Genomic DNA, 12179 nt, shown 5'->3' with positions numbered 1-12179 from the left:
AATACAGCCGTTTTTTTTGCATCTTATATCTATCTGATTATTAAATAAATATACGAAAATACAACTAGAAAAACAAACATAAACAACTGTAAACCAATTATTTACAACACTAACTTAATAGCATTGAACTTAGGCTATGCTTTATTTTTATATTTTGTATAAAGCAAAAAATCATTATTTTAACGTGAGCTCGATATATTAAAACTTAACAATCAGTTGTTTAATTGTTTTAATAAAGAAACTATGTCATTCCGAACGCTACGGAGAGTAAAATATATTTTACTTGAACGTATATAGCGTAGCTATTGAGGAGGAATCCCATCTTTATGAGATTTCTCGAAAGTTTATCTTGAGTACTTCGACTACGCTCAGCATAAACTAAAGTCGAAAGGCTCATGCTTCGCTTTGTCGAAATGACAAACACTTGAAAATCATTGATTTAATATTATTTTTTATAAAAAAACTAAATCGAACTGACGTTATTTTACAGTAATTCTAAACAAGAAATGGTATTATAAAAAAATAAGTCTCCTTTAGGAGACTTATTTTGACTATTTTCCCTCGATAAAATATAGTCAATTTTGATTGCTCACAATCAAATGATGAGTTATTGTTGTGTAGACATTTACCAAAATTCAATGAATAAACCATTAGCTGTGTTTTTAAGTGTTACACTAACAGGAATTTCTTCGCAAAGTTTTGCTAATTGAATAATTTGATGTCTAACCATAGGTTCTTCAACAATTGTTATTAAACCATCGAAGTTTCCTTTCTGAGTTTCGGTTTTAAAGATATCCTTAAAGCCTTCTTCAATTCTTTTGTGGTATTTTTTGTTTACAGCCATTTTGTAGATAAGGTTTTTAATTTAAGTGTAGGTGATTATAGATATTTAATAGTATAGTATAAACTATGACTAATGGGCAATACATATTAGAGCTGATAATGTTTTTCCCTATGTATCACTTTTTAGATTTTTTTTTAAACGGTTAGACATTGTTTTGTACTCTTTGGCGACTTCAATAATGGCATTAAATACTAATATATTTTTAGAAATTCCAGCTTTTGTATTTCTAACTGTTTGCGAATCAACTATAATTTCATTAGTGTTTAACTTGTCCATAACCTTGCTAGTATATTCTTTTGGAAGATGATTTACTAACAAATCTTTGAGTGTTTCTTGCTCTTTGTGTATGTCTATGCCATATAATGCATATAATTTGTTTAAATTTGTCATAGCTTGTGTATATTTGTACGGTATTGAGTGAATTTACATACAAAAGTATACAAATAATTAAATAAACAAAAAATATTTTACTTATTAGTATAATTTATAATTGTTCTAAATATGGTATTTGAAGAAAAATTAAAGCAATTAATTAAGAGTAAGTACGATAAATTAAGTGATTTAGCCGAAAAATTCGGTATGAATTATTCTCAGTTATCACAATACGTTAATGGGAAAAAAGTATCAATTGATTTCTTAAATAAAATAATTCAAGAGTTTCCAGAAGCAGATCTTAATTGGTTATTAAGAAATAACGATATTTTGAATGAAAGTAGACCACCTTACAAAGTACCATTGACTAATAATCAAATTATAGATAAAATAGAAGTGTTGTTAGCAGACTTGAAAGACCAAATAGAAGAAGAAAAGTGAAATCCTTCTTCAATTGAATTGCATGAATTAACCTTACATCTTTTAACGATTTCTTTTAAATAAACTCTAAAACCCTTTCTAAAGCCATTCCTCTAGAGCCTTTTATAAGTATTGAAACATTTTTTATTTTAGAATTATTAAGCCAGTTGTCTTTAAAGTCTTCAAAAGATATAAATTGTTTGGCTCTGTCCGATTTTATTTCCGTCTTAAAAAAGTTTTCACCAATAAGAATGACTTGATCTATGTTTAAAGAGATTGCAAAATCAGCCATGTTTTGATGCTCGTTTTTAGCTTCTTTTCCAAGTTCGAACATATCTCCAATAAATGCTATTTTTTTTGAATTTGGTTGTTTTTCAAAATTTAATAAAGCTGCTCGCATACTTGTTGGGTTAGCATTGTAAGCATCTAAAATAATACGATTAGTATCTTTTTGTATAATTTGTGAACGGTTATTAACAGGCGTGTAATTCTCAATGGCAGTTTTTATATCATTATCTTCAACTTTAAAGTAGTTGCCTATAGCAATAGCTGCAGCAATATTGTTAAAGTTATAATCGCCAATTAGTTGGCTCTCTATTTCTAATTCATTGTACTCTGATTTTACAAAAGGGAGCGCTTCGATGAAATTGATGTCGATATCAAAACCATGATTTTTTTTGCCAAAAACAAACGTATTTGCATTTTTTGTTTTATTTGTTTGAATGGAGTCATTCCCGTTTACAAAAACGGTTCTATGGTTATTAATTAAAAAATCATACATTTCACTTTTCCCTTTAATAACACCTTCTATGCCCCCAAAACCTTCTAAGTGTGCTTTACCAAAATTGGTTATATAGCCATAGTCTGGCTTGGCTATATTGCAAAGAAACGCGATTTCTTTTTGATGATTAGCACCCATTTCTACAATCCCAATTTCAGTATTGTTTGTCATAGAAAGTAACGTTAAAGGAACTCCAATATGATTGTTTAAGTTCCCAATAGTGGCCGTGGTTTTATATTTTTGAGATAGTGTAGCATTAATTAATTCTTTGGTTGTTGTTTTACCATTACTACCTGTGAGTGCTATTATGGGTGTGTTTAAATACGATCTATGATAAGAAGCTAATTTTTGTAATGTTTCAAGAACATTTTTAACCAAAATGGTTTTAGGGCTTGTGTTAAATAATACATCATCAATAATGGCATATTTTGCACCGTTTTTTAAAGCTAATTCGGCATACTCATTTCCGTTAAAGTTTCCGCCCTTAAGAGCAAAAAACAAGTCATTTTGTTTAATCTTTCTTGTGTCGGTGCATGCAGAACTGCATTGTAAAAAAAGCTCGTGTAATTGTTCTATTTTCAACAGTTAGGTTTCTTTTTAAGTTTGTAAAATTAAATGTATAAAAAAAGTCCTAACATTTGCTAGGACTTTTTAATAATATTATAAATAATTGAAATTAGTTTTTCGTTTTATTTCTAGATTTAGATTTTGAACCTACACGGGACATTGCACATCTAAACCCAATATAGTCAGTTGCCATATCTTGTGGGAAGTAACGTCTTTGGGCAGGGTCTAACCAATACTCTCTATCTTTCCATGATCCTCCTTTGTATACTCTTACTTGATCATTAATTAAAGATGTTCTGTTACTAACTTTGTCATATTCTCTGATAATATTTCCTAGAGAATCTCTGGTAACACTATGTTTTGGGGAATTGTACATTTTTCTGGTATCAGAATCTTTCTTCTCACCGTCTTCACCTTCATAATCGTTAAAGCTTTCGTAATAACGAGAAGAACGTTTGTCTCCATCTCTAAAGTTTATTTCATCACTCTTATCAAAGTTAGTACGTAGGTACGTTTCATTCTCATCGATAGGAATTTGTTTTATTTCACCTGGTAAGTTTCTTGCGATTACTTTTCCGTTTGGTAAGGTATCATATACGATATCGTCAGCAGTAACGACCTGTACAGTACCATCATCATTTAAAGCGTTTTTAGTATAAACATTACCACGGTAATAGTTAAAGTCGTTAAATTCACTATCTATAATAGGTCTGTAAACATCAGCTACCCATTCAGCAACATTACCAGCCATATCATATAAACCAAAATCGTTAGGATCGTAAGACTTAACAGCATTAGTTATGTCGGCGCCATCGTCAGACCAACCTGCAATTCCACCATAATCACCTTTACCTTGCTTGAAGTTAGCTAATTGATCACCGCGAATTTTACGCTTGTCAGAACGTGTGTATTGTCCATCCCATGGATATTTTTTACGTCCACGGTATAAGTTGTAATCTCTAATTTCACTTAATCCTAAAGCAGCATATTCCCACTCAGTTTCAGTTGGTAGTCTATACTTAGGTGAAATAATTCCAGTTTCACGTGTTGCATAGATATTAGACTCATTACCATCGGCATCTGTTCTAACATTTCTTCTATTACGTCCATCTCCATTAATGACTTCTTCATTTCCACCATATGTTAAAGTTGGAGCGTTAATATAAGTATCTGTGCTAAACGTTGATTCTGCGTTAACATCTAGGATTTTTGCATCACGTTTTAAATAACCAGCTCTTTCTAAGTTGTACTCATTAACACGATCTGATCTCCAGTTTGCAAACTCAACGGCCTGAATCCAGCTTACTCCAACAACAGGGTATTCTCCATAACCTGGGTGACGTAAGTAATTTTCTGTCATTACTTCGTTAAAACCTAATCGGTTTCTCCAAACTAATGTGTCAGGAAGCGCACCATTATAAATGGCTCTAAAGCTTTCTTCAGATGGAGGATAAACTCTTTTTATCCAATCCAAATACTCCATATACATGGCGTTAGTTACTTCTGTTTCATCCATGTAAAATGATTGTACATGTTGTTGTGTTGGACTATTATTCCAATCATGCATGACATCATCTTGTACACGTCCTTTAGTGAAAGTGCCTCCTTCAATAAATACAAGTCCAGGAGATGTTTCTTGTTCTCTGAAATCTGTATTGTACTGAAAACCACCTTCTCTGGAGTTAATCTGCCATCCTGTAGCTCTTGAACTATTTTTTGAACTCGAAGATTTTTTACACCCAGTTGAAGCTATAGTTAGTGCTAAAACTAATAAAACCTTGAATGCTACTACTTTTTTCATATCCATACTTTTTAAGTAAGCTAATAATATTTTTGGTGCTGCAATATAAGAATTAAACCTAATAACACAAGCCCTTTTTTACTTTTTAGCCAAAAAAAAGTGTATTTCACCCTATTTTTTTGACCTTACAACGATGTTTTTATTGTTTTTCAATGTTGTTTTGTGTTGTATTAACGCATGTTTTACTAATTTATTATTGTATTTTTGATGCAGTTTTTTAAATTGTTAACTTTTTTAATAATAACACAGCTTTAAGTACGTTGTTTTAACGATGAAAGAGAATTTTTTATTTTTATTGTTTATTTCTTGCTCAATAGCTCTATTTGGGCAACAAAAAAAATATACGATTACTTGGGAAGCATCTAAGGTAATTTCTAATGGAAGTCGTACCATTGAAATACCTTCCTTTAATGATGAGAATTTTAGTTATGGTTTTGAAGAAGGTATATTATTTATAGACCAGTGGAAGACAAATCAATTAATAAATGAATCTTCTGTAGCTATTAATAATATTGTTTATACTTCTATTTCTAAAACTAACTTGAAAGATTTAGACTTAAACAAGATTCCAAATAAATTAGAATACAGCCTAAAAAATTCTATAGCTAGAGATAAGCAATATGCGTTTTTTGAGCTTTCTCCAATTATTAAAGATTCAAGAGGTAATTATAAAAAGGTCGTTTCTTTTCAGTTAAGCTACAGAAATGGAGCCATTACTAATAGAATATCGTCATTGAGCAAACGTTTTAAAACATCTAAAGTGATTAGTAATTCGATATTAGGTTCTGGAGAATGGTATCGTTTTTATGTTGATGAAACAGGTATTTTTAGATTGTCAAAAAGTTTTTTGCAGCGTTTAGGAGTAAATGTGAACAGTGTAGATCCTAGAGATATAAAATTATATGGACATGGTGGACGTATGATTCCTTATTCTAATGCGATAGCTTATCCTTTTGATGTTCCTGAGAATGCTATAAAGTTTGTTGGAGAAGAAGATGGTGTTTTTGATAACGAGGATTATATCTTGTTTTATGCACAAGGCCCAAAAGAGTTTAGTGTAGAGAGTAACACAAATATAAATTGTTATACGGATAAGACATATTATTATATAAATGTTAGCCCAGGTTCTGGTAAACGCATTCAACAATTTACACAGCCTACTGGGTCAGTTGATTTGGTTATCAATACGTTTGAAGATTATAAGTTTCATGAAATTGACGAACATAATATTGCTTTTTTAGGAAGACGTTGGTTTGGCGATACATTTAATGTTGATAATAATAAAACTTTTGAATTTGATTTTCCAGATTTAGTTACCTCAGAGCCAATAAACCTAAAAGTGTTCACTGCAGCTGCATCTACGACATCAAGTTCAATAGCGTTGACAGTAAACGGAACAGCAGTTTCAACATTAAATATGGGAGCGATTACAGATTTTGCTTTGGCACAAAATGCTTCGTTTATTGGTAACGTTGATGTAAGCAGTTCAAAAATAGAAGTAGGACTTAATTTTGATAATCAAGGAAACCCAAGTGCACAAGCTTATTTGGACTATATATCAATAGAAGCAATACGACAGCTAAATTTTTCAGACAAACAATTTCAGTTTAAAAATAGTGCGGTTACCTCAGTATCAGGCATAGGACAATATAATATTACTAATGCATCGCAAGTTTCTGAGGTATGGGATGTGACTGATATATACAACGTTTCTAATTATATAAATACTGATGGGGCTTCAAGCCTTAGCTTTACATCTACATTGGGAAGCTTGAAAACGTATGTGGCTGTTACGCCATTGGATTATTTTCAACCAAAAATAGACTCAAGAACAACTATTAATAATCAAGATATAAAAGGAACTATTTTTCAAAATGGCCAAGGCGAATTTCAAGACATAGATTATATTATTGTGACTCCAAATAATACGCTTAATGAAGCAGAGCGTTTAGCACAAATAAACAAAACACAATATAATTTGAATGTTAAGGTATTAGGCTTAGACGAAATATATAATGAGTTTAGTTCGGGCAATCAAGATATAGGAGCGATTAGAAATTTGATTAAGTATGTTTATGATAATGCAAGTTCGCCAGAGGGCAGAATAAAGTATGTGTGTTTATTTGGAGATGCTTCCTTTGATTATAAAGATAGAATTCCTAATAATACTAATATAGTCCCTTCGTGGAACTCTTACAATAGCTTTAATCTTACCAGTTCATTCGTTTCTGATGATTTTTATGGTATGATGGATGCTAATGAAGGTACAATGGCCAACAGTGATAAATTAGATATCGCTGTGGGTAGAATGTTAGTAGATACACCACAACGAGCCAAGGAGATGGTTGATAAAATAGAATCATATTATATAAAGGAAGCACTAGGCAGCTGGCGTAATAATTTTGTGGTTATATCTGATGACCCTGATAATGAAATACCGATAGGTTTACAGGAGACCACAGACCAAATAGGAAATAGAGTCACGCAAGAAAAGCCATTTGTAAATGTTATAAAAATACATTCTGATGCGTTTCAGCAGGAGACGTCAGCTGGGGGTGATAGGTATCCAGATGTGACCACAGAAATAGCTAATGCTATAGATAATGGTGCTTTGGTGGTAAATTATTTTGGACATGGTGGAGAAGATGGTTTGGCTGGAGAACGGATATTATTAAAACCAGATATTAATAATTTTCGTAATTTTTGTAAGCTTAATTGCTTTGTAACCGTGACTTGTGAATTTACTAAATTTGATAACCCACTAAGAGAAACCGCAGGCGAATTTACTTTCTGGAATAAACAAGCCGGAGCCGTTGGGTTAATTACAACTACAAGGCAGGTATTTGTGAATTTTGGAATTAGTTTTAATAGAGAGTTTGGGCAATATTTGTTTTCTTATAGCGATAATGATACTTATGAAGATTACGAATACCCGTCTATGGCAGAAGCATTAAGGCTAACAAAAAATGATCCCTTAATATCCAATAATCCTCAAAGACGTTTAGTATTCTTTATTGGTGATCCAGCCATGAAATTAGCGTTTCCAGAACCAAATATTCGATTAACAGAAATTAATGATGTACCAATTACTCAAGCCACAGATACATTAAAAGCACTAAGCTATGTGAAATTAGCAGGAGAAGTGGTTGATGTTTCCGGAAATCTAATAACAAATTATAACGGAACACTATCTACGACGATATACGATAAATCAATAAGCAGACAAACGTTAGCCAATGATGGTGTTACATCAGGTGGACAAACGGTAAGATTAAATTTTCAAACACTTGGAGAGATTATATTTAGAGGGCAAGCATCAGTAAAAGACGGGCAATTTGAATTTGATTTTGTAGTGCCTAAAGATATAGGCATTCCTGTGGGATTTGGAAAAGTAAGCTTTTATGCAAAGAATGAGGCATTATTTCAAGATCAAGCAGGGGCCAGTGTTAATACAGTTAGAATAGGAGGTGTTAATGAAAATGCAGCAGAAGATAATATAGGGCCTGTTATTACACTTTATATGAATGATGAGAATTTTGTGTCTGGGGGTATAACCAATGAGTCTCCTACATTATTGGCTAAAATGGAAGATGCTAATGGAATTAATACTGCAAGTGGAATCGGGCATGACATTGTTGCTATAATAGACGGAGATGAAACGAATCCAATAGTTCTCAATGATCATTATCAAACCGAAGTAGACAATTATCAAAAAGGCGTAGTAAGTTTTCCTTTTAGAGATTTAGAGCCAGGGCTTCATACATTGACATTAAAAGCTTGGGATGTCTATAATAATTCTTCAGTGTCTGAAATTCAGTTTGTTGTGTTTGACGAAGATCAAGAATTAGTTATAAATAATGTTCTTAATTACCCAAATCCCTTTGTAAATTATACAGAATTTTGGTTTAATCACAATAGTTCGGAGTCTTTAGACGTTTCTATACAGATATTCACTGTTTCAGGAAAATTGGTAAGAACAATAAATGGGCAAACAACGGGAGGGATTAAAACGACAAGTTCATTATCCAGAGACATTGTTTGGGATGGTAGAGATGATTTTGGAGATAAAATAGGAAAAGGAGTTTATATTTACAAACTTACTGTTCATTCAAACTTATTAAATAAAAAAGTAGAAAAAATAGAAAAACTCGTTATATTGTAATATTGTGATCGAAATTTAAATTAAGTTGAAGGTAAAGACAGATGAGTTTTAAAATAAAAATTATATTTACAAAATAAACTAAATACATGAAGAATAAAATATTAATAGTTTTAGCCTTTGTTTTTGTGTTAAAACTAAATGCTCAAGAAACCATTATTTTTCCTAACCAAGAAAGACGAGTTATTACAACAGGAGTGCCATTTTTATTAATTGCACCAGACGCTAGAGCTGCTGCTATGGGAGATATGGGGGTTGCTACTTCTGTCGATGCGTTTTCGCAACAATGGAATTCGTCTAAATATGTGTTTTCAGAAACGAAACAAGGAGTAGGTGTGAGTTATACCCCCTATTTAAGTAAATTGGTAAACGATATTTTTTTAGGAAACGTTACTTATTTTAATCGTTTAGATGAACGTAGTGCATTTGCAGCGAGTTTAAGGTATTTCTCTTTGGGGGATATTGAATTTATTAATAACGAATTTGAAGAACCTAGAATACAAAGACCAAATGAACTTTCTATTGATGTATCTTATGCATTAAGATTAACAGATCAATTTGGAATGTCTGTAGCGATGCGTTATTTAAGATCGGATTTACGAATACAAGGTGTTGATGGCGATGCGTCAGCGGCAAATACGTTTGGTGTGGATATTTCTGGTTACTATCAAAGCGAAGAGGAAGCATATGCCGATTTTAATGGGCGTTGGAGAATGGGATTTGCCATTCAAAATATAGGGCCAAAGTTTCAATATGATGACACTGGTCTTGATAACTTTCAGCCTACAACCTTGCGTTTAGGAGGTGGATTCGATTTTATCTTTGATGATTATAATAAAGTAGCAGTAACTGCCGAGGTAACAAAACTTTTAGTACCAACACCTCCTGTTTATGGTTTTGTTGATTTAGATGGTGATGAAGAGCAAGCTAACGATGGAAGTGAGCCAAGAATTATAGTAGAAGGTAAAGATCCGGATGTAAGCTTTTTATCAGGAATGTTTCAATCGTTTGGAGATGCACCAGATGGGTTTAGTGAAGAGTTAAAAGAGTTCACATGGTCTCTAGGTGCAGAATACACATATCAAGATTCTTTTGCTTTTAGAGCAGGTTATTTTAATGAAAGTGAAGACAAAGGAGCTAGAAAGTTCTTGGCTATAGGAGCAGGTTTTAAAGCTAATATTGTAAATGTTGATTTATCATATTTGTTTTCAGCGTCTAAAGTACAAAGCCCTTTAGAGAATACATTGCGTTTTTCATTAACCTTTAACATTGGAGAAAGAGCATATAACGAATATTAATTTATAACCATATACTAAGAACTCATCTTGACTTTTTGTTTTTAACCGAAAATGAGATAAAATTTGTTCAGATGAGGCATTTTTTGCAAGGCATAGCAGTGCTAAGCATAAAAAAAGTAACAATATATGGGCGAATTTTAGCCATTTTTTAGGAAATAGAAAAAGTCAAGATGAGTTCTATAATTAAAAAACTATTGTTCAATGAACAATAGTTTTTTTGTTTACAATATTTCGTAAATTTAAAATATGAAGGAAATAAAAATAGAGACAACATTATATATATATGAAGATTTAGATGCCCTTCCAAAGGACATAATGTTACTCATGCAAAAAGCTTTCGAAGCACGTAAGAATGCTTATGCGCCTTATTCAAATTTTAATGTCGGTGCAGCTCTATTGTTAGATAATGGTGAAATAATTACAGGTAATAATCAAGAGAATGCGTCGTACCCTTCTGGGTTATGTGCAGAGCGCACAGCAATTTATTATGCTGGTTCGCAATACCCAAAGGCGAAAATAGTTCGAATGGCTATTTCGGCAGGGTCTAAAAATAATCAAACAACGAAGCCCATTCCTCCTTGTGGAGCTTGTAGACAAGCAATTGCTGAATATGAAATAAAACAAGATGCCAACATAGAGATTTATTTTATGGGTGAAACAGGAAAAGTAGCTAAATCTAATTCTCTTGCAAATTTATTACCTCTAGGTTTTGATAAATCAGTACTTTAAAACCATAAAAAATAATAATAAAGTTATTTTGAATTCATATTTTTTTTAAATACTATAACATTCAATATAAAAAATTATTAAAAAAGCAATCTGGACTATAAACCGCTTTTTTTTTGATATTTTTTTTACTTTAATGAATTTACGTTTTCGCAATAACTGGCAAAGTATTACTTTTGTATTTGCTTAATTAAAACCTAATATTAGTCGATGCAAAAAATCACTAAAGATACATACCTAAAATGGTATGAGGATATGCTGTTTTGGAGAAAGTTTGAGGATAAACTGGCAGCAGTATATATACAACAAAAAGTAAGAGGGTTTCTTCATTTATATAATGGTCAGGAAGCAGTTTTAGCAGGCGCTTTGCATGCTATGGATTTGACTAAAGATAAAATGATTACAGCTTATAGAAATCACGTGCAACCAATAGGTATGGGTGTTGACCCTAAACGTGTTATGGCCGAGTTATTTGGTAAAGCTACAGGAACTTCACAAGGTCTTGGAGGTTCTATGCACATATTCTCTAAAGAACATCGTTTTTATGGTGGTCATGGTATTGTAGGAGGACAGATTCCTTTAGGTGCTGGTATTGCTTTTGGTGATAAATATCATGGTAGTGATGCTGTTACCTTATGTTGTTTTGGTGATGGTGCTGCTAGACAAGGATCTCTTCACGAAACTTTTAATTTAGCAATGCTCTGGAATCTTCCAGTCGTATTTGTTTGTGAAAACAATGGATATGCGATGGGGACATCGGTAGAACGTACCGCGAATCATACAGAAGTATGGAAGTTGGGAAAAGGTTACGAAATGCCTTGTGGACCAGTTGATGGTATGAATCCTGTGAAAGTAGCCGAAGCTTTTGATGAAGCTATACAACGCGCACGTAAAGGAGGAGGGCCAACATTTTTAGAGTTAAAAACGTATCGTTATAGAGGGCACTCTATGAGTGATGCTCAGCATTATAGAACTAAAGAAGAAGTTGAAGAGTATAAAAAAATTGATCCTATTACCCAGGTAAAAGACGTTATTCTTGACAAGAAATACGCTACAGAAGACGATATTAAAGAGATTGACAAGCGTGTTAAAGGTTTGGTTTCAGAATGTGAGAAATTTGCAGAAGAATCACCATTCCCAGATAAGAATGTGATGTACGATGCTGTATACGAACAAGAAGATTACCCATTTATACAACATAAATTATAAGC

The 12179-nt window shown here is 32.3% G+C and carries 9 protein-coding genes; 5 read left to right on the top strand and 4 right to left on the bottom strand.

Annotated features, from left to right (window positions below; genetic code table 11):
* Positions 1-625: 625 nt before the first annotated feature.
* Together EM932_RS19430 and EM932_RS19425 are read right to left on the bottom strand one after the other, a co-directional pair.
* Positions 626-844, bottom strand: a complete 219-nt coding sequence (locus EM932_RS19430) for a hypothetical protein (protein ID WP_135878873.1) — start codon at positions 842-844, stop codon at positions 626-628.
* A gap of 108 nt (positions 845-952) precedes the next feature.
* Positions 953-1234, bottom strand: coding sequence for a hypothetical protein (locus tag EM932_RS19425; protein WP_135878872.1), 282 nt, complete (start codon positions 1232-1234; stop codon positions 953-955).
* A 111-nt stretch (positions 1235-1345) separates the two neighbouring features.
* Between EM932_RS19425 and EM932_RS19420 the strand changes: the two genes are divergently transcribed.
* A complete protein-coding gene (locus EM932_RS19420) occupies positions 1346-1657 on the top strand; it encodes a helix-turn-helix domain-containing protein (RefSeq protein WP_135878871.1) in 312 nt (103 codons plus the stop codon).
* Positions 1658-1712: 55 nt separating this feature from the next.
* On the opposite strand, the gene EM932_RS19415 is transcribed toward EM932_RS19420, so the two are convergent.
* Both EM932_RS19415 and gldJ read right to left on the bottom strand, forming a co-directional pair.
* Positions 1713-2999 (bottom strand): UDP-N-acetylmuramoyl-tripeptide--D-alanyl-D-alanine ligase, encoded by a 1287-nt coding sequence (locus tag EM932_RS19415; RefSeq protein ID WP_135878870.1) that lies wholly within the window; start codon positions 2997-2999, stop codon positions 1713-1715.
* Positions 3000-3093: 94 nt separating this feature from the next.
* Positions 3094-4791, bottom strand: a complete 1698-nt coding sequence (gene gldJ / locus EM932_RS19410) for a gliding motility lipoprotein GldJ (protein ID WP_211344327.1) — start codon at positions 4789-4791, stop codon at positions 3094-3096.
* Between the two features lie 265 nt (positions 4792-5056).
* On the opposite strand from gldJ, the gene porU reads away from it, so the two are divergent.
* The 4 genes from porU to pdhA all read left to right on the top strand — a co-directional run bounded on the left by porU (position 5057) and on the right by pdhA (position 12177).
* Entirely contained in the window at positions 5057-8947 is a 3891-nt protein-coding gene (gene porU / locus EM932_RS19405; protein ID WP_135878868.1) for a type IX secretion system sortase PorU, read from the top strand.
* A gap of 86 nt (positions 8948-9033) precedes the next feature.
* On the top strand, positions 9034-10242 hold the full coding sequence (gene porV / locus EM932_RS19400) for a type IX secretion system outer membrane channel protein PorV (protein WP_135878867.1): 1209 nt from the start codon (positions 9034-9036) through the stop codon (positions 10240-10242).
* Positions 10243-10488: 246 nt separating this feature from the next.
* Positions 10489-10971: a cytidine deaminase gene (gene cdd / locus EM932_RS19395; protein ID WP_135878866.1), complete on the top strand. Its 483-nt coding sequence runs from the start codon at positions 10489-10491 to the stop codon at positions 10969-10971.
* 207 nt (positions 10972-11178) lie between these two features.
* A complete protein-coding gene (gene pdhA, locus EM932_RS19390; RefSeq protein WP_135878865.1) occupies positions 11179-12177 on the top strand; it encodes a pyruvate dehydrogenase (acetyl-transferring) E1 component subunit alpha in 999 nt (332 codons plus the stop codon).
* Positions 12178-12179 lie beyond the last annotated feature (2 nt).

Origin of the sequence: Flavivirga rizhaonensis (genome assembly GCF_004791695.1) — a bacterium.
In the GTDB taxonomy this organism is placed as follows: Bacteria; Bacteroidota; Bacteroidia; order Flavobacteriales; family Flavobacteriaceae; genus Flavivirga; species Flavivirga rizhaonensis.
This window is presented reverse-complemented; position numbering and strand designations above follow the sequence as displayed.

What these genes read in the sequence shown, in the direction of transcription:
- pdhA (WP_135878865.1), top strand. Translation starts at nt 11,179, where the DNA reads ATGCAAAAAATCACTAAAGATACATACCTAAAATGGTATGAGGATATG.
- porV (WP_135878867.1), top strand. Translation starts at nt 9,034, where the DNA reads ATGAAGAATAAAATATTAATAGTTTTAGCCTTTGTTTTTGTGTTAAAA.
- porU (WP_135878868.1), top strand. Translation starts at nt 5,057, where the DNA reads ATGAAAGAGAATTTTTTATTTTTATTGTTTATTTCTTGCTCAATAGCT.
- EM932_RS19425 (WP_135878872.1), bottom strand. Translation starts at nt 1,234, where the DNA reads ATGACAAATTTAAACAAATTATATGCATTATATGGCATAGACATACAC.
- gldJ (WP_211344327.1), bottom strand. Translation starts at nt 4,791, where the DNA reads ATGGATATGAAAAAAGTAGTAGCATTCAAGGTTTTATTAGTTTTAGCA.
- EM932_RS19430 (WP_135878873.1), bottom strand. Translation starts at nt 844, where the DNA reads ATGGCTGTAAACAAAAAATACCACAAAAGAATTGAAGAAGGCTTTAAG.
- cdd (WP_135878866.1), top strand. Translation starts at nt 10,489, where the DNA reads ATGAAGGAAATAAAAATAGAGACAACATTATATATATATGAAGATTTA.
- EM932_RS19420 (WP_135878871.1), top strand. Translation starts at nt 1,346, where the DNA reads ATGGTATTTGAAGAAAAATTAAAGCAATTAATTAAGAGTAAGTACGAT.